Source organism: Pedobacter superstes, from assembly GCF_037622515.1.
Taxonomy (GTDB): Bacteria; Bacteroidota; Bacteroidia; order Sphingobacteriales; family Sphingobacteriaceae; genus Paradesertivirga; species Paradesertivirga superstes.
The window spans coordinates 284,276-303,739 of record NZ_JBBJCN010000005.1; the positions used below are offsets into that span (position 1 = coordinate 284,276).

General features: G+C 39.5%; 15 protein-coding genes. 6 read left to right on the forward strand and 9 right to left on the reverse strand.

The features are described from left to right. Positions 1–531: 531 nt before the first annotated feature. The 3 genes from WG906_RS15255 to WG906_RS15265 all read right to left on the reverse strand — a co-directional run bounded on the left by WG906_RS15255 (position 532) and on the right by WG906_RS15265 (position 2,828). Positions 532–1,017, reverse strand: a complete 486-nt coding sequence (locus WG906_RS15255; protein ID WP_339993665.1) for a DUF4112 domain-containing protein — start codon at positions 1,015–1,017, stop codon at positions 532–534. Then, complete coding sequence (locus WG906_RS15260; RefSeq protein ID WP_339993666.1) at positions 1,017–1,970, reverse strand: CAP domain-containing protein; 954 nt, start codon at positions 1,968–1,970, stop codon at positions 1,017–1,019. Before WG906_RS15260 ends, WG906_RS15255 begins: the two co-directional genes overlap by 1 nt. A gap of 285 nt (positions 1,971–2,255) precedes the next feature. After that, on the reverse strand, positions 2,256–2,828 hold the full coding sequence (locus tag WG906_RS15265; protein WP_339993668.1) for a hotdog domain-containing protein: 573 nt from the start codon (positions 2,826–2,828) through the stop codon (positions 2,256–2,258). A gap of 210 nt (positions 2,829–3,038) precedes the next feature. Here WG906_RS15265 and WG906_RS15270 point away from each other — a divergent pair, with 210 nt between their 5' ends. From WG906_RS15270 to treY, 5 genes are all read left to right on the forward strand, one after another. Then, positions 3,039–3,572, forward strand: a complete 534-nt coding sequence (locus WG906_RS15270; RefSeq protein WP_339993669.1) for a hypothetical protein — start codon at positions 3,039–3,041, stop codon at positions 3,570–3,572. A 132-nt stretch (positions 3,573–3,704) separates the two neighbouring features. Then, the gene (locus tag WG906_RS15275) at positions 3,705–3,890 is read left to right on the forward strand and encodes a DUF551 domain-containing protein (RefSeq protein ID WP_339993670.1); all 186 of its coding nucleotides are present in this window, start codon (positions 3,705–3,707) and stop codon (positions 3,888–3,890) included. A gap of 48 nt (positions 3,891–3,938) precedes the next feature. After that, positions 3,939–6,095 carry a glycogen debranching protein GlgX gene (gene glgX / locus WG906_RS15280; protein WP_339993671.1) on the forward strand — a complete coding sequence of 719 codons (2,157 nt, stop codon included), beginning with the start codon at positions 3,939–3,941 and terminating at the stop codon, positions 6,093–6,095. After that, positions 6,073–7,956: a malto-oligosyltrehalose trehalohydrolase gene (gene treZ / locus WG906_RS15285; RefSeq protein WP_339993672.1), complete on the forward strand. Its 1,884-nt coding sequence runs from the start codon at positions 6,073–6,075 to the stop codon at positions 7,954–7,956. Before glgX ends, treZ begins: the two co-directional genes overlap by 23 nt. Before the next feature lie 248 nt (positions 7,957–8,204). Further along, on the forward strand, positions 8,205–12,410 hold the full coding sequence (gene treY, locus WG906_RS15290; protein WP_339993674.1) for a malto-oligosyltrehalose synthase: 4,206 nt from the start codon (positions 8,205–8,207) through the stop codon (positions 12,408–12,410). Position 12,411: 1 nt separating this feature from the next. Here treY and WG906_RS15295 read toward each other — a convergent pair whose 3' ends face one another. The 4 genes from WG906_RS15295 to WG906_RS15310 all read right to left on the reverse strand — a co-directional run bounded on the left by WG906_RS15295 (position 12,412) and on the right by WG906_RS15310 (position 16,349). Continuing rightward, complete coding sequence (locus WG906_RS15295) at positions 12,412–12,831, reverse strand: response regulator (RefSeq protein ID WP_339993675.1); 420 nt, start codon at positions 12,829–12,831, stop codon at positions 12,412–12,414. A 154-nt stretch (positions 12,832–12,985) separates the two neighbouring features. After that, complete coding sequence (locus WG906_RS15300; protein ID WP_339993676.1) at positions 12,986–13,456, reverse strand: RrF2 family transcriptional regulator; 471 nt, start codon at positions 13,454–13,456, stop codon at positions 12,986–12,988. A 43-nt stretch (positions 13,457–13,499) separates the two neighbouring features. Continuing rightward, entirely contained in the window at positions 13,500–14,234 is a 735-nt protein-coding gene (locus WG906_RS15305) for a precorrin-2 dehydrogenase/sirohydrochlorin ferrochelatase family protein (RefSeq protein ID WP_339993677.1), read from the reverse strand. 12 nt (positions 14,235–14,246) lie between these two features. Further along, positions 14,247–16,349, reverse strand: a complete 2,103-nt coding sequence (locus WG906_RS15310; protein WP_339993679.1) for a nitrite reductase — start codon at positions 16,347–16,349, stop codon at positions 14,247–14,249. Between the two features lie 226 nt (positions 16,350–16,575). Between WG906_RS15310 and WG906_RS15315 the strand changes: the two genes are divergently transcribed. Continuing rightward, entirely contained in the window at positions 16,576–17,538 is a 963-nt protein-coding gene (locus WG906_RS15315; RefSeq protein WP_339993680.1) for an isopenicillin N synthase family dioxygenase, read from the forward strand. Between the two features lie 16 nt (positions 17,539–17,554). Here the strand turns inward: WG906_RS15315 and WG906_RS15320 are convergent, their stop codons facing one another. Continuing rightward, positions 17,555–18,037 carry a hypothetical protein gene (locus WG906_RS15320; protein ID WP_339993681.1) on the reverse strand — a complete coding sequence of 161 codons (483 nt, stop codon included), beginning with the start codon at positions 18,035–18,037 and terminating at the stop codon, positions 17,555–17,557. Continuing rightward, positions 18,034–19,356 carry a tRNA lysidine(34) synthetase TilS gene (gene tilS, locus WG906_RS15325; protein WP_339993682.1) on the reverse strand — a complete coding sequence of 441 codons (1,323 nt, stop codon included), beginning with the start codon at positions 19,354–19,356 and terminating at the stop codon, positions 18,034–18,036. The genes WG906_RS15320 and tilS overlap by 4 nt, the downstream gene beginning before the upstream one ends. Between the last annotated feature and the right edge of the window lie 108 nt (positions 19,357–19,464).

Genomic DNA, 19,464 nt, shown 5'->3' on the forward strand with positions numbered 1-19,464 from the left:
CAAAAATGAAGCTCCGGACATCTTCTGAAATATACGAATCGTCTTTATGCCATGGAAGGGGCTTTTGGATTACCCTCTCAAGGACTGGGTGAGAATGTTTGGGTTTCGTTTTTACTAATTCTGATAACATAAAATAAATAAGATTGCCTCACAAATTGGGCCTGAAATACTCCAATGAAATGAGAGGGAAAATTAATCAGATCCTGTAAACCAAAGAAATATGTCACCAATTGACTGAACAAATTCTTTACTTGATGATTCCTTCTGACTCCAGGCGTCTGCCCAATTTACATGGGGTTATACGTTGTGGCGTTTAATAACTGCAGTTTTCTTAACCTGATTTTCATTAATGATTTTAAAATTGGAACTTTGCCAGGCCACTCTTTTGTAAATATTTGTCCCATAACATACCGGTATTATTTCCGTGAAATAACAAAAATCGTGTAGGTCTTGTTTGTGTTGCTGAATAAAAACAGATTAAGTCTGTTTTATTTCCAATTTCAATATATAGTAGAAATAATATTTTGTTTTTCAAAACCAGCCGATCATCCAGGCTAAAAGCTTCCAGATCAGGAACAAGAATAAAATAAAAAGAACGGCTAAAACTACAATGGTAGTGACCCAAACACTTTTGCCGCTACCCCGATGCTTTCCTTCTTCATAATGCTCTTTTAAGAGCCGGATATTTTTTGAATTCGCTTTGTAAAAAAAATCGAATATCTGTCCTAAAATGGGGATAGCGCCAATTGTTGCATCAAGTATTGCATTTATAGACATTAATGCAATTATTTTACCGCTGGCCCCGTTTCTTGCCATGGTTAATATTAAAGCTGATGATAAAACAAAGCCTGACAAATCCCCGGCAATTGGTATCAGGTTCAGAATAGGGTCTAAACCGAATCTGAAGGTTGTTCCGGGGATTCGAAAGCGTTCATCTAATAAATACGCGATTCGTTCAACCCATTTTAATTTCCCGCTAAGTTTTACTTCTGCGGGTGTGTTTCTGTTTACTGTCATTAATTTCTGAAGTTTTGTGTTACCATAAGTCCGTGAATACCACCATCAAGTATGCCAATTCCTAGTCGTCCGAAAGATTTATGCAAAATATTAGCCTTATGGCCGGGAGAGTTCATTAATCCGGAATGGGCCATTTTGAGCGTTTGTGCCAGGGCGAGATTTTCGCCCGCGGTTAAAAATCTGATATTTGCTTCCCGTATTCTGTCAAGTGGAGTTGCGCCTTCGGGACTTATATGCGAAAAATATCCTCTTGCAAACATGTCGTTGGAATGCCTGCGGGCAACTTTCGCAATTTCCGGGTCTGCATTTAGCGGAGGCAGTCCTGCTTTTAAACGTTCCTGGTTTACCATGATAAGCATTTTAGTTTCGAGATCGGTTCTTGGTTTGGGGTTTTTAACCCTGAAACCCAACTGTATAAATTTTTCGGAACCCGGTGGTATGGTGATTTTAGTGATGGATCGGCTCACGTTATTTAATACAGGCGAAAATGCAGCTTCCGCTTTTTCTACCGATGACGATAATCCTGAAGCTATTTTACTTTCCCGGGCTTCCTGCGTCAGTTTTTCGGAAACAGGTAACAGCAATATTAATGCGGCCGATAAGGCGGCGTAAATAACACCGCTCAGTAATCCTGGTATCATACCGGATACTCTATTTAATTTATTTGTATGCAGATCGGGAGTTATAGAAACCAAAAACCATTCGGAGAGATATGACAGAGCAAAGCGGATCGCAAACAGGGTGAGTAAAAATGTAAGCCCTAAAGCCCAAAATCCTGAGGCTATTCTTTGTGTATCTAAAAATGAAACAATGTAAGGATATACAAAAAACGTAAGCAGCAAACTACCTAACCAGCAGATGAGTTCGACCATACCAAGGATAAAGCCCTTCTGAATGCCGCTTCGAATTGATAAAGCAATTATAATTAGCAGAAGAAGGTCTATATAATTCATTGAATGTTCAACTATTTTCTATTGAACAAATACCTTATCTCCTGGTTCTGAATAAAACCATCGAAGGAGTTTATTGAATGATTAAGAGACTTTTAAAAAATTATAAAAGGTCTTTTTTGGTGGGTTTGTCGCAAGGTTTTGGCTGTAATATTAAAAAAATGATATTTTTTCCAAAAAAAACTTGCGCAATTAGCAAAATGGTTTTATATTTACATCAGGTTTATAATTGGTTAGTTAAAGGTCTCCATTCTCCCCGTTTGGAGGCCTTCTTTTTTTCAAACCGATTTATAGAGTAACAGAAGCCTTTTCAGGAATCGCTATAACGCATCGCTCATCTTTCAGGATTTTAATATATTCTTGTATTTCGAAGGTTTTTTTAAAGGTGGATTCTTCCTTTTTAAAAGCTTTCTTCAATTCCTTTCTATGTAGAGCCTCGTAAAACCTTCGGGTCTCAATCGCATTTTGCAGAATAAGACCCGGTACCTGCATCGGTTTATTCGAATCATCTATAGCTACCATAGTAATATAGCTTGTATTGGTATGCTTTACTGCGTGGCTTTTTACGTTTTCTGAGATAACTTTAATTCCAATTACCAGGGATGAATTACCAACATAATTTACCGAAGCCAGTAAAGAGACCAGTTCACCAACTTCTACCGGAGCAAGAAAATCGACCGTGTCCACAGATGCAGTAACGCAGTATGTATCAGCATGTTTAGCTGCACATACATAAGCTATTTTATCCATTAATGATAAGATTACTCCTCCATGAATTTTGCCTCCAAAGTTTGAATAAGAAGGGATCATAAGCTCTGTAAGTATTGTCTCCGAATAGGATACTTTTTTGTAACCGTCCATGGTGTTTTGATTTTTTATAATTCTTTAATTACAAAATTACCATTAATGATTAAAACATTTCAATAGAGGGCAAACTATGCTGTTTTTATGGTTTGATTTCGCTGGAACCAATAAAAAAAAGAAGAAATGGAAAACTACCAAGGAAAAAATGAGTTGTTGATTTAGCAAGTTCAAAAAGCTTGATTATTTACCTATTTAAAAAATCTAATTATGGAAAACGTATCAAATACTGATCAGCGAATGCTGACCGGGATGTTTAAAGACAGAGAGAGTGCCGAGCAGGCATACAATTCGTTAACGTCTAGAGGTTATAGCCAGGATGATGTAAACCTGATGATGTCTGATGAAACCAGAAAGAGACACTTTGCAAAAAGTGATGAGGACACCGATTTAGGGAACAAGGCACTCGAAGGAGCAGGTACTGGTTCCGCCATCGGCGGAACTGCAGGAGCAATAATAGGTGCTATTGCGGCTATCGGAACTGCTGTAGCAATTCCAGGGTTAGGATTAGTAGTAGCAGGGCCACTTGCGGCAGGATTGGCAGGCGCAGGCGCGGGCGGATTAACCGGCGGTATTGTCGGAGCATTGATAGGCTCTGGAATTCCGGAAGACCGTGCAAAGCATTACGAATCAGGTATTAAAGAAGGCGGTATTGTTATGGGTGTGAAGCCCCGTACTGACGAAGACGCTGAATATCTTGAGAATGAATGGAAAAACAATAGAGGAGAACATATTTATCGTTAGTTTTTAATAATTCATTTAAAGTCCGCCGGAATTTTCCGGCGGACTTTTTTGTTTTTGAATCATGCTATGTCTGAAGCATACGCTCAATTTCAATTTCTTTAAACATATTATTTGCATTAGAGTTATCTAGCAATGGAATGGATTTTAATAAAAACCAAATTGCCTGAACAGGGAAAAGATGTACTTCTTTTTGATGGCGGACAAATCTACTTTGGTTATTACAGTGAGATATCCGGAAAATTCATTCTGGGTAATGATAAAGTGGAAGTAAATGACTTTACGCACTGGATGCCATTACCTTCCTTTCCGGGGAAATAAAAACTTTATTAACAAATTTAAACACTTTACTGCTATTCGATAATTGAAATGACAGACAATAATATAGTTGTTTATCCCGGTGAGCCCTATCCTTTAGGAGCTACGTGGGACGGCAAAGGGGTTAACTTTGCTCTGTTTGCTGATAATGCAACCAAGGTAGAGCTTTGTCTATTTCATTCGGCCGAGGATGAAATAGAATATGCCAAAGTAAAACTGATAGAACGCTCCCATCATATCTGGCATGCTTACCTGCCGGATGCAAAGCCGGGACATTTTTATGGATACCGTGTACATGGGCCATTTGACCCGGAGAACGGGCACCGTTTTAATCCGAATAAGCTGCTTATAGACCCCTACGCCAAAGCAATAGCTGGTATTATTACATGGCACGACGCATTATTCGGGTACGAAATGGGACATCCTGACGGAGATTTGAGTTTTAGCGAAACAGACAGCGCCCCCTTTATTCCCAAATGTGTGGTAATTAACCCTGTGTTTGACTGGATGGGTGTCACAGCTCCCAAAATTCCTTATCATAAAACTATTATATACGAAACACATGTTAAGGGCTTTACTCAAATGCATCCCGATATACCCGAAGAGTTGCGGGGTACTTATGCGGGGCTTGCACACCCGGTTACTATTAAGTATTTAAAAGATCTTGGAATTACATCAATTGAACTTATGCCTGTTCACCAGTTTGTGAGCGACAGGTTTCTGGAAGAGAAAGGCTTACATAATTACTGGGGATACAACACTATCGGTTTTTTTGCCCCCGATGCCCGCTATTCATCCAAAGGCTTTCTGGGAGAGCAGGTAAATGAGTTTAAAAATATGGTAAAGGAGTTTCATCAGGCAGGGATTGAAGTTATTCTTGATGTGGTGTACAATCATACTGCCGAAGGCAATGAAAAGGGGCCCACCCTTTCTTTTAAAGGAGTAGATAACAGTTCCTATTATCGTTTAATGGACGACAACAGGCGTTATTATAAAGATTATACTGGTACCGGGAATACCCTGAATGCCAATTTGCCCAATGTATTAAGGCTTATGATGGACAGTCTTCGGTACTGGATCATAGATATGCATATTGATGGATTTCGTTTCGACCTGGCGGCGACCCTTGCCCGCGAGCTTCATGAAGTGGATAAATTGAGCGCTTTTTTCGATATTATACATCAGGACCCGCTGATCTCGCAGGTTAAATTAATTGCAGAGCCATGGGATGTCGGAGAAGGAGGATACCAGGTAGGAAAATTTCCTCCGGGATGGGCAGAGTGGAATGGCAAGTACCGTGATTGCATTCGCGATTATTGGCGCGGGGCAGATAGTATGCTGGGCGAATTTGCCGAGCGCTTTACCGGAAGCCCTGATCTATACCAGGATGATTACCGCCGGCCTACTGCGAGTATAAATTTTGTAACATCTCATGACGGATTTACCTTAAATGATTTAGTTTCTTATAACGAAAAGCATAATGAAGCCAACGGAGAAGGAAACAATGATGGTGACAATCATAACCGGTCATGGAACTGCGGAGAAGAAGGGCAGACTGAAAATCCGGAAGTACTGGCTCTGCGCAGTAAACAAAAAAGAAATTTTTTGGCGACTTTATTTCTTTCTCAGGGTGTGCCAATGCTGGTTGCCGGCGACGAATTTGGCCGTACGCAGAATGGGAACAATAATGCTTACTGCCAGGATAATGAAATCTCATGGGTAAACTGGGCTGAAGCGGATAACGAGCTTCAGGAATTTACAAAAAAGCTAATCCATATAAATAAAAATCATCCGACGTTTTGCAGAAGAAGATGGTTTAAAGGGCGTCCCATAAAGGGTGTCGGAGTTGAGGATATCGTTTGGTTTCAGCCTCACGGTGAAGAAATGTCGGAGGAGAACTGGAATCACGATTTTGCGAAATCTCTTGCTATATATCTTAACGGTAGAGGACTTTTTGCTGTTGGGTCTAAAGGGGAGTCAATAATAGACGATAGTTTTTATGTGATTTTTAATGCTCACCACGAACCTCTTGACTTTAAACTTCCTTCGCAGATATATGCCAGAGACTGGATAAAGATAATAGACACAAGCAGCAGCTTCTGCGAAGAACTATCGTTTGTAGCTGAAGATGTTATTAAAGTGGATGGTCGTTCTGTTGTGCTCCTGCAACATAAAATTCTTAAAAATGATCAGAGCAAAGATCTGTAAGCGGTCTGTAGGGATAAATTTTAATGATCAAAAACAGGCTGATATTTCCGTTTGGGCGCCTTACGCAAAACATGTGGAGATTTTGCTGCCTGAGAAACCATCGATCGCTTTAGAGAAGGATGAATTCGGGTACTGGTCGGGCAGGACCGATACCATAAAAGAAGGCGAACTTTATAAAATCAGGTTAGATAATGAAAAGGAACTTCCTGATCCGGCATCGCTGTCGCAGCCTGATGGAGTGCATGGTTTTTCAAGAGCTATAGACTTATCTAACTACAGATGGCAGGATAATGAATGGCAGAATATTCCACTGGAAGAGTATATTATCTATGAAGTCCATACCGGAACATTTACTGATGAAGGAACATTTGAAGCTCTTTCGAGTAAGCTCGACTATCTAAAAGAACTTGGTATCACCGCTCTTGAAATTATGCCGGTGGCTCAATTTCCGGGAACGCGAAATTGGGGATACGATGGAGTTTACCCTTTTGCAGTGCAAAATTCGTATGGCGGCGCCAAAGAACTTCAAAAATTAGTAGATGCTTGCCATTCCAAAGGGTTGGCCGTAGTTCTGGATGTGGTATACAATCACCTGGGACCTGAAGGAAATTATTTAGGCAATTTTGGCCCTTATTTTACTGATAAATACCATACCCCCTGGGGGAGCGCAATAAATTTTGATGATTGGGGCTGCGATGCTGTTCGAAATTATTTCATAGAGAACGTATTGATGTGGTTTCGCGATTTTCATTTTGATGCTTTGCGCTTGGATGCTGTTCATGCTATTAAGGATTTTAGTCCGGTGCATATTTTAAGGGAAATTAAACTTCGGGTAAATGAACTGAATCAGGAAACCGGCCGCCGGCATTACCTCATTATTGAAAATGATTTAAACGATAACCGTTTCATTAATCCGCTCGAAGAGCAGGGATATGGCATGGATGCTCAATGGATCGATGAATTTCATCATGCACTCAGGATCGTGGCCGGAGGAGCGCCCACCGGATACTTTGCTGATTTTAACGGGATTGATCATTTGGCTAAAGCTTACCGGGATGCTTATGTTTATGATGGACAATATTCTCCCCAGCGCTGTAAAACCTTCGGTATAAAAGCTGAAAACAATCCTGGGCATCAGTTCATCGTCTTCTCCCAAAATCACGACCAGGTAGGAAACAGGATGCTGGGTGAAAGAACCAGCAGCTTGATGAGTTTTGAAATGCAAAAGCTTTTAGCCGGCGCGGTGATTTTTAGTCCGTTTATACCTCTTCTGTTCATGGCCGAAGAATGGAGCGAGCCGCATCCTTTTCAATATTTTGTTAGTCATACAGACTTAAAGCTGGCAGAGGCGGTACGTAAAGGCAGGACTGAAGAGTTTGCCGCTTTTCATAATAAAGGCCAGGCACCTGATCCTATGGCAGAGGAGACTTTTGATAATTCTAAGCTTCAATGGGACCTGCTGGGCAAAGAACCGCATCGAACCATGTTTAATTATTACAGGCAGCTAATTGCTCTGCGAAAACAGCAGCCTGCATTAAAGCATCTGAACCGAAATCAACTCAGTGTTAAACACGATGAAAAGAATAAAACCCTGATTCTTTATCGCTGGTTTGACTCTCAAAAAATTATGTGTTTGCTGAACTTTTCTGCGACAGAGCAGCCTGTTGAAATTCAGGCTCAATTTTCATCCTGGTTTAAACTTATTGATTCTGCCTCTCCTGAGTGGAAAGGTCCAAAGGCGAGTCCTGATGAAATTTCATCTTATAGAAAACTAAATCTGCCTCCGGAATCTTTCTTAGTGTACTACATGCATAGACAATTGGAAGATGATGAAGCATGGCAGATGCTGGGTCATTCTTAAGGGTGTCCTTCATCTTTTCGCTTTGTACTGCTCCCCTGTTTAGGGAAGCTCCCGAAGGGTAGGGTAAAGTGTATATGCTATGGGTAACTTGTCGAGACGAACCGCTTTATACTTCGACACTCAGTACGACGCTTCGACAAGCTCAGTACGACGCTTCGACAAGCTCAGTGTGACGCTTCGGCAAGGTTAGCATGACACGAGCCATATTTTACTTTTTTTGAATTTTGAATTTTTATTTTTCATCACCTATGAACCCTATATCTACCTACCGTTTACAGTTCCATAAAGAGTTCACGTTCGCTGATTTCGAAAAAGTAATTCCTTATATTCAAAAGCTGGGTATCAAAACCATTTATGCGTCACCTGTTTTCGAATCCACTCCGGGAAGCACACACGGTTATGACGGCATGAACCCTCATAAAATTAACCCAGAGCTGGGAACCGAACAGCAACTGAGAGCGATAAGTAAGCGATTAAAGGAAAGCGGGATAAGCTGGTTGCAGGATATTGTTCCAAATCATATGGCTTTTAATCCGGATAATCCATGGATTATGGATGTCCTGGAAAAAGGCCGCCAATCTGTTTTTGCCTCATACTTTGATATAGACTGGAAGAGTCCTGGTGATGATGGAAAGCTTATGGTTCCTTTTCTTGGGGCGTATGTTGAAAACGTATTAGAGCATGAGCTAAAGATTGAATACAGTTCCGGAAGGTTCGTTATAAATTATTATGATGTCCGGTATCCATTGAACCTCAGATCTTATTTAATGCTCCTGAACGGTCAACGCATAGAGCTTCAGGATATTAAACAACTTAGCTTACAACTTGATCTGATTCACCAGGTCGAAGATCCGGAGATTTACTCATCGCAATGGAATGAGTTTCTATTACAGCTTCAATCTTTAATGAAAAATGCCGATGTAAGAGCGTATGTGGATAATTGTTTAATGTCTGTAAATTCCAGCAAAGAGCGTCTTAAGCATTTCCTGGATGAACAGCATTATCGTCTCGAGTATTGGGAAGAGACTGACAGGCAAATAAATTTTCGCAGGTTTTTTATCGTAAACGGACTTATTTGTTTGAACATGCACGATGAAAACGTCTTCGGGCATTATCATGCATATATAAAATTGCTCGTTGATGAAGGAGTGTTTGACGGTTTACGAATCGATCATATTGATGGTTTATACGATCCGGGCCGCTATTTAGAGCAGTTGCGTAAACTGGTAGGTAATAACGTTTATATCACTGTTGAAAAAATTCTACACGCAAAAGAAAAGCTCCCTCAAAATTGGCCCGTTGAAGGCACCACTGGATACGATTTCCTTGCTCAGGTAAATAATCTTTTTACAAATAAGGGCGCCGAGAAAGGATTGACCAGGTTTTATAAAAAACTAAGCTGGGATCTGGGCTCTGTTCAGCAACAGATTCACGATAAGAAAGCCTATATTCTTTATCAGCATATGGGCGGCGAACTGGACAACCTTTTTCATCTTTTGCTTGATTTAACTCTGATTAGTACCCCTGGAAATGACAGTGCAGATAATATAAAAAATGCAATTGCCGAATTTTTGATCCATTGCCCGGTTTACAGGTATTATGGAAATAGTTTTCCTCTTGAAGCATCTGAAGCAGACGCAGTTCAGAGTATTCTTAATCAGATAAGATTTAAGAAATCGGAGTTAAATACTGCTGTTGGTCTATTGGAGGAAATATTCTTGATAAAACCTCAGAAAAGAGATGAAGAATATAATTCAAGAGCCCTAAAGTTTTATATGCGCTGCATGCAGTTCACAGGACCTTTGATGGCAAAAGGTGTTGAGGATACTTTATTGTATACCTATAACAGATTTATCGGACATAATGATGTAGGAGATACACCCGAAACTTTCGGTTATACATCAGATGAATTTCATCATCTGATGTTGAAACGGCAGGAAAAATGGCCCTTGTCTATCAATACTACATCTACGCATGATACTAAGAGGGGAGAGGATATTCGGGCACGTTTAAATGTGCTGACAGAAATTAGTGAAGAATGGATAGAGGCCGTTAATGAATGGCGGTCTATTAATAGAAACCTATCCGAGGAAATTAATTTAGATCCTAATATTGAATATTTCATATATCAAACGCTGGTAGGGGCCTTGCCAATGGCCGGTCAGGAAGATGTTGATTTCGAACGCAGGATTTATGAATATCTGCGAAAAGCCTTGAGAGAAGGAAAGCAGCATTCTGATTGGGCCAGTCCCGATGAGGAATACGAAGCATCACTCATCCGTTTTGTTTCAGTGCTTTTGGATAAAGACAAACCGTTTTACAGGATTTTACAAAAGTTTAATCGCAGAATAGCTGATTTTGGAATTATAAATTCTTTATCGCAGTTAATTTTAAAGTTTACCTGCCCTGGTATTCCCGATACCTATCAGGGCTGCGAATTATGGGATTTAAGCCTGGTAGATCCGGATAACCGTCGCCCGGTAGATTATGAAAAACGTTTAACTTTCCTGGAGAACCTGGATTCACAGGAAGCAAATAGTGCTTTCATTCAAAAATTGTGGGAAAAGAGATCTGACGGACAAATTAAGCTTTGGCTGACACATGTTTTACTAACTATTCGAAACTCACATCCCGACATATTTGTGAAGGGGCAGTATCTTCCTTTAGAAGTTAAGGGGAAATATAAAGAGCATGTTTTTGCTTTTGCCAGGAGATATCAGCACGAGTGGACAATCGTGGCTGTACCCTTGCATTTGGCAAGATTAAGCAAAAATCAGGGACGGAATATCCAGGATTTGAATTGGAAAAATACCCGAATCCAATTACCCGATAGTGCACCCGAAGAGTTTGAACATCTTTTAGTAAACAGTAAAGGGAAAACTGAAAAGGAATTATCCATTAAAAATATTTTCAATAAAGTTCCCCTGGCTGTTCTCAGGATGCAGCATAGGGTAGGAAGCAGAGGGGCGGGCATTTTATTGCATATTACTTCTTTGCCATCCCCCTTCGGAATCGGCGATCTTGGTCCGGGTGCCCAAGTCTTTGCCGATTACTTAAGTAATAGCCGTCAAAAGTACTGGCAGATACTACCTCTTAGTCCTACAGGAGAAGGACAAGGATATTCGCCTTATAGTGCAATTTCAACAATGGCCGGAAATCCTCTGTTAATTAGCCCTGAGCGATTAGCGGATGAAGGTCTTTTGACAAAAACGTTTTTAAAGCAGTATTATCTCAAAGAGAAAGCGGCAGTTGATTTTGCAGCTGCGGAGAAAATCAAAGCAAAGATCTTCGATGAGGCGTATCATAATTTCTGTACTATAAATACGAGGCTTAATCCGGAGTTTAAGCAGTTTTGTGAATCACAATCGGAATGGTTAAATGATTTTGCACTTTATCTCTTGCTCAAACAGCATCATGGGGGTCTGCCCTGGTATAACTGGCCTGATGGATATAAATTAAGGGAAACAGAGGCTTTGATTCAATTCGCTGAAGCCAATGAAAATGATTTAAACAAAATAAAATGGCTCCAGTTTATTTTTGACAGGCAATGGACCGGCTTAAAGACCTACTGTAAAACGCTAGGTATTTATCTTCTGGGCGATCTGCCATTTTATGTAAGTATTGACTCCTCTGACGTTTGGGCAAATAAGGAAATTTTTTCTTTAAACGATGATGGTCAGATGATTGGTGTGGCGGGAGTTCCCCCTGATTATTTTAATGATAACGGGCAGCTTTGGGGAATGCCGGTATTTAGGTGGGACGTGCTTAAGGATCAGAATTACGATTGGTGGATTAAGCGCCTGAAAAAGAACATGCAGCTTTATGATCTTCTGAGACTCGATCATTTCAGAGCTTTTTCAACTTATTGGGAAGTTCCTGCCGGTGAAGAAACAGCCATAAACGGAGAATGGAAAAACGGGCCCGGAGCAGATTTTTTCCAAGTATTGCAGAAAGAATTTGCTGAGCTACCTTTTGTTGCAGAAGACCTGGGTGATGTGGATCAGGCTGTTTATGACTTGAGAGATGAATTTAACTTGCCAGGAATGCGTGTTTTACAATTCTCATTTGGCACCGATCAGTCGCATACTGTTCATAGTCTGCATAATTATGAAGTAAACACGGTGGTCTATACAGGTACTCACGATAATAATACCACTCAGGGCTGGCTCAGGCAAGACGCTGATGAAATAATCAGAAAGAACCTTGAAAAGTACACCGGAAAGACTTTAAGAAAGAGGAATATTCATAGTGTTTTAGGCAAGCTGGCTTATTCCTCGGTTGGTAAAATAGTGATTTTGCCAATGCAGGATGTAATAGGACTCGACGAAGATGCCAGAATGAATACACCTGCCTCAACCGGGAAAAACTGGGCCTGGAGATTGAAGTCAAAACAGATGAAACCCGAATATTCAAAAAAATTAAGAGAATGGGTAAAAATGTATAACAGAGAATAAATTAAAGTTTTTGCTTTAAACAAAGTTTTTGGATCATCTCAAGCAATTGCTCAGGTGTCAAAGGTTTGCTGAAAAAACCTGACAGATGGGAGTTGTTATTTGCCAGCTCTGCATCATTAGGATCTACAGATGAAGAAACCAAATAAATCTCCATAGGCTTTTCTAATGAAGGTTTAATTCCTTTATACGATTCCAAAAAGTCCCAGCCATTCATAAAAGGGGTATTTAAATCTAATAGCACCAAATCGGGAAGCTGGTCATTATTTGTTATGTTTCTCTTCAAAAAGTTGAAAAAGTCCGCACAATTAGAAAAATTTAAAATTTTGCTATCCTGGTGAATTTTTGAAACAGTACGGTTAATAATGAAATGATAAATCTGATCATCATCAACAACGGCTATCTTAAGCGGATTCAAATGCATATGTTATACTGCAATATATAATTTTTTTTAATCTGTTACCAGAGATTATAGATTTGTTACATACCCGGGATACGGTAAAAACATGAATAGCCAAATTGTAGGGATTCTCTTTAATGTAATCAGATGGACTGTTTGGGGAGGTATCCAGAAAAGATCAATAATTATGCAACACGTCTACTTCACCTTTGGCAATTTTTTCTTTCATTGAATCTTCCTTTTCAATCATATCAGCCAGAGTGGTTTCGGTCAGGATTTTTAATGTTGCGTCTCTGACATCTTTCATGACTTGCCGAATGCCGCAATATGCTTCATCAATACATTCTTCACAGCGTTCATAAAAATTAAGGCTAACGCAGGGAAGCAATGCAATGGGACCGTCTATTACCCGGATTATGGCAGCCAACTTTATTTCATCAGCTTTTTTAACCAGATAATACCCTCCGCCAGCGCCTTTTTTACTTCCTAAAAAGCCATTACGTTTAAGCTCCAATAAGATTGCTTCGAGAAACTTTTTAGGGAGCTGTTCTTGAGATGCTATTTCAGAAATAAGCATTGGCTTATTTTCTTTGTTTCTGGCCAGCGTCATTAAGGCTTTAACTGCGTATTTTGTTTTTTTGGTTAGCACTGGTTGTTTATAAATTTTAGTATTTCAAATAAAGAATTTCGGCTTAGGTATTTAGTATGATAGGAATCAACAAATAGCCAAGGATCATTAAACAAATGCTTGCTAAAAAATATAATAAAAAGCTGATGTGCTTTTTTCCTGCGTTCCCGGTTTCTTTATTTACAGCTAGCACCGAAGTAATATCGTTAAGTTGACGGACTTTATCTGAAAAATCTCCACCCAACTTTCTTCTGATATTTTCCATATTGTCCAGAACTTCATTCATTTCATCAGGAAAAGCGTCATTAAGGACTTCTTTTACCCGCTTTGCAATGGTCGGCGATTTTCCGTTTGTAGAAATGGCAATTTTTAAATTCCCTTTCTGCACCACAGAGCTCAGATAAAAATCGCACAGCTCAGGTTTGTCGGCCACATTTGTAAGCACACGGCTGGCTACGCATGCTGCATGTATTTCACTGCTAATATCCTTATCATTAATAGCAATGATTGATAAATCAATTCCTTCAAGGTCAGAATTTGAAAAAGGGCGCTCATGAAAAGGGATATTGTGCTTTTCAATAAGCGCTCTTACATCTGCGCTGATTTCTGAAGCCACTAAGTGTATTCTTGCTTTCGGACTATTGTTATAAATAGCATTAAGCTTTTCAGCGGCTACATATCCACCACCCACTAACAGGGTGCTGAGCTTTTCCAATTTAAAAAAAACAGGGAAAAGCGTGTTCTGCTCTTTAAGAGTAGTACTGGGTACTAATCGATCATCAGAAACAATTCCCTGCATTTGTATTTGTACTTACTCAGTTATTAATTGCGCATTGCGGTATTCAACCAATTGCTGATTAAACAGTTTTGATTGAGTAATATAATATTCCGCAAATTCTTTGCCGGGCTCCTGTGTATTTAACTGATAAACCAAATCTTGAAAACCCATATCCAGTTTAATTTTTCCGGAGGCAACAAAATACTCATCGAAATCTTTGATGATTCCTGCCTGTGTGTTTGTTTTTTTATCCTCAGAAACTAATAATGCCTTTGCAGAATTAACAAAGCCTGTATAAGCATAATAGATCGCATCAGAATATTCTCCGGCAGCAAACGATTCATCCGCTTTTTGGATTTTCTCTTCAGCTTCAACCAGAAGCACCGCAATTAAATCAATCATCACACTGGCGCATTCACCCACACCAATTGCTGGTTTGTATGCTTCACTTTGTTCCCAGTCGATAAAATCATCAGGAGTTATTCCGTCATGCTTTGATAATGGATTTAACAGATCGTAAAAGTAAATTTTACCTTTTCTGTTATAATAGTCGTTGAAAAGTTCACCTTCTAAAGCGTTTTGCTGATAATCGCCTAGTACATCTCTTAGTACCTGCGGGCCGCGTTTACTCGGTACTTTTACGATTTTCTCAGAAGCTACACCATTTCCATCGCCATTGGTTCCTCCTCCCAGTAAAACCTGCAGGGCAGGAGCAACTAAAGGACCGATCTTCATACTTGAGCCGTGGAAGCCGATAGCTGCCATAGAGTGCTGGCCGCAAGCGTTGATACATCCGCTGATTTTTATCGTGATGTCTTTATTGTAAATCAGGTCAGGGTATTCTTCATGAATAACTCTTTCAAGTTCACGGGTAATACCGGTACTGTTTGAAATTCCTAGATTACAGGTATCAGTTCCCGGGCATGAGGTAATGTCGGCAACGCTTTCAAAACCCGGCGTCGCTAAACCTAGTTCATTTAACTTTTCAAAGAGATACGGAAGGCTTTCTTCTTTAACAAAACGAAGAAGAATTCCCTGGTTTTGCGTTAATCGAAGATCATCAGATGCCGTTTCGCGAATTAATTCAATCAGTTTCCGCGCTACTGGTGTTTTTATATCACCGTTTTGTATTCTCAATCCAACCGAAACATAACCTTCTTGTTTTTGAGGATAAATATTAGTTTTTAACCATTGTTCGTATTTAAAAGGATTGGTAACTTCAATAACCGGAACCGAACCTGTTGGCAATACCGGAGTGCTGTGTATGTTTCGGTCAACTTTGAAAACGTTAACTTTTAATGCAAGCTGCTCTTTCTTCGCAAGGTCTAACAGTGCCTCTCTTCCTATATCCTGAATCAGATACTTCATACGAGCCTTCATTCTTTTGGCCCGTTCTCCATATCGATCAAAAACCCTGATAATTGATTCAGCAAAAGGTATTATATAATCTTCGTGAATAAATTCGGAAGCTAATTCGGCTACATGTGGCTGAGAACCTAATCCGCCACCGAACACAACTTTAAAGCCACGAACTTCTTCACCATTTTCGATTTTTACTTTAGGGATAAAACCTAAGTCATGGATAAAAGCGTATGCCGAATCCTTTTCAGAAGATGAAAACGCAATTTTAAATTTACGTCCCATATCCTGGCAGATAGGGTTTCTTAATAAATATTCGAAAAACGAATGCGCATAAGGCGTAACGTCAAAGGGTTCGTTGGGGTCAACTCCAGCCATCGGAGATGCCGTAACATTTCTAACTGTATTTCCGCAAGCCTCCCGAAGAGTAATCGAATCCTGTTCCAGTTCTGACCAAAGCTCAGGAGTTCGTTCAAGACTCACAAAGTGGATCTGAATATCCTGACGGGTTGTAATATGAAGGTTGCCGGTGGCGTATTCATCTGATACATCAGAAATGCGACCTAATTGTTTTGTGGTTACTCGTCCGTACGGAAGTTTAATACGTACCATCTGAACTCCTTGCTGACGCTGACCGTAGATACCACGTGCTAATCTTAAGCTTCTGAATTTTTCTTCATGAATAGCCCCTTCACGAAACATTCGAATCTTCTTTTCAAGATCGATTATGTCTTTTTCTACAATCGGATTTTCTAATTCAGTCCTGAAACTTTGCATTTCCTATAGAATTAATAGTTTAAGATGCAATATTACGGAAAAAGCCGTTTTTTTGAAAATTTATGTGTAGTGGAGATGTCAGATTCTTGTAATCAATACATAAATTTGGTCTGAAAATTTCGTATGCTTTTCTTGAAAAAGTATAGATTGAGGAAGATTAGGAGTTATAGATTAGAATTGAGGGTTTTAATGTATAATGCCCTGGATTTAATATCACTAAAGTTTTATGCCTGAAAAAAATATTCCACGACTTGATTTAAACGATTATCTTAAGGGGACACCGGAACAGAAAAGAAAGTTCTCAAATGATTTAGGCAAGGCTTTTACTGAAACCGGCTTTGTCACTATCGCGAATCATGGCCTGTCCACGTTATTAATGAATGAGCTTTATACCGAAGTGAGGAAGTTTTTCGAACTTCCTGAAAGCGTGAAAAAGAAGTATGAAGATCCGGATCTGGCTGGGCAGAGAGGATATACAAGCAAAGGAAAAGAGAAAGCAAAAGATTCCAGCACGCCTGATTTAAAAGAGTTTTGGCAAAGGGGGCAGACGGTTGTCGACGGAGATAAAGTTAAAGAAGAGTATCCCGATAATATTGAGGTTAAGGAGTTGCATGCATTTAACGAGGTAACAAAGGAAGTTTACGAAAAGCTCGAATTTGCGGGTATCAACTTATTGGAGGCTATTTCAACGTATTTAGGTCTTGATATAGATTTTTTCGCCGATAAGGTCCATAATGGTAATTCCATTTTAAGGGGTATCCATTACTTTCCTATTGAAGATCCTGATTCTTTACCTCCTGATGCTGTAAGAGCAGGCGCCCACGAGGATATCAATTTGATTACCTTATTAATCGGGGCCAGTGCAGATGGCTTAGAGGTATTAACCATTAACGGCGAATGGTTTCCTGTGAAGGCGCAGGGAGAAGATATCGTGGTTAATGTGGGAGATATGCTGCAGCGTTTAACGAATAATAAACTTAAATCAACCACGCACAGGGTAGTAAATCCGCCAAAAGAACTAATGAAAACTTCACGTTATTCTGTTCCTTTCTTTTTGCATCCTAAATCCTCTATGGATTTAACCAGTCTGGAAAGTTGTATCGACAAACAATGCCCAAAGGCGTATCCCGATATTACTGCCGGAGAATATTTAAATGAAAGATTAAGAGAAATTGGCTTGAAAATATAATTGATAGCAATTCAATTTACTTACTCATCTCGTTTCTGATTGCTTTTTCAAGTTCATCCTGAAGTTGTGTGCCGATAATATATTGCAATCCGTCTCTGTCGGTAAGGGTGACAGCTTCTTTGCCCCCTGCATAAAACCTGATCTTGCCTTTTTGATGAAGGTTATAGACGGGGTTATTGATAAGAAAAGAACTGTATGGTCTCTTTTCAACTTTAACAATGCTGTTTAAATCAATCTTAACTAGTTTTGTGGTCCATAAGCCATCCAAAATGACGCTTTTATTATAAACGGTTGTCCGGTAATGAACCATAAACAACATAAAAATAGAAACAATCAAAATTGCAAAACCTACTATTAGAAATAATTCTCCGTTACGGTCGCGGTTCTCGGTTACAAAATACGCCGCAAAAGCAAAGATAATCATCACCACACGAATGCTGATGCGGTTAAAATCTCTTCCCAGGTATTGTTTTTCAGTAAATGCTGGCGTATTTGTCATTGACTTTTTTGATTTTCGAATATAATAACTTTTTTTGTCTGCTCTGTTACTTTGTAACGCTCATCTGAACGGTAACCTGCAACCCATAGAATATCCCCGTTGCCGTTTTCCAAGACCGGAATATGTTTTTTTTCAGTAAGTGGTATTTTTAACCCGGTAAAAAAATCACTTAATTTCTTCTTTCCCTTCATTCCGAAAGGATGAAAATAATCCCCTTTCTTCCATTGACGTAATCTTAACGGGAATTGTAACATTTCTCCATCAAAAAAAGCTGACTCTTTATTAATGGGGGATTTAAACTCAGATGTTTGAACCTCCTGAATGTTAAAATTTGAGTCCTCCCAGCTGGCCTTTTTTTCCCCTTTAAAAATTAACGTGTCTAATGGTTTATTCGTCTTAAGAGCGGTCAGAATTAATGAGTTTCTGTCCAGCAACAAAGAATGAGTGGGAGATTCGAAAACTTTCCCTGCCTGCCCGTCCCAGGATTGAACAAGATCGTTTAATACCGGTTCTGAAAAGTTATATATCTTAAATAATTCATAAAGTAATAAACTTTTCGGTTCCAGTTGTCTTAAACTATCCAGCCTTATCTGTATATCCCCGGAAGGGAGCACCTGAAAAATTTTGGTTCTTAATTGCTCTGTCTGAAGAGACAGAAAATCCTCCAGGTCTTTAAATCGCCGGCTGTTAGATTCGAAAGTTTCTTCCAGCTGCGGGTTAAGCTCTTTTAATTTGGGAATAACTTCAATTCTTAATTTATTGCGGGCATATTTGACAGAACTATTTGAGCGGTCTTCCCGGTAGGCATATTGATTTTCTAAGATTAAAGTGTCGATTTCTTCCCTTCCCAGAAACAATAAAGGTCTGATAAGATTTCCTCTTTTGGGTAAAATTCCATGCAGGCCGGCTATACCCGTGCCTCGTACAAGATTTAACAAAACGGTTTCGACAGTATCGTTTTGATGATGGGCCAGGGCAATATAGTCGTACTCATGTTCTCCACGAATCTTCTCGAACCAATCGTATCGTAATTGTCTGGCCATCATTTGAACAGACATTTTATGTTGCCTGGCAAGAGCTTCAGTATTAAACGACGTAGTAAAAAAGGGAACTTTGAACTGACCGGCCAGGTTTCGGGTAAAGATCTCATCTCCATCCGATTCATCTCCGCGAAGTTTAAAATTACAATGGGCGATACCGAAAGTAAGATGGGCTTCGTTAAACAGCTGAGTCATTAAAACTGAATCTTTCCCCCCGCTTACAGCAAGCAAAACTTTCTCTGCTGGGTTAAATAGCTTGTTCAGCTCAATAAAAGACAAGAATCTGTTTAAAGGCAACATTTTTCAAAAATATCTAAATATCTTGTATTTACTTCCTTAACATACTTTAACGTCAAGATTATGTTTAGATGCTTTTAAAAAACTAAT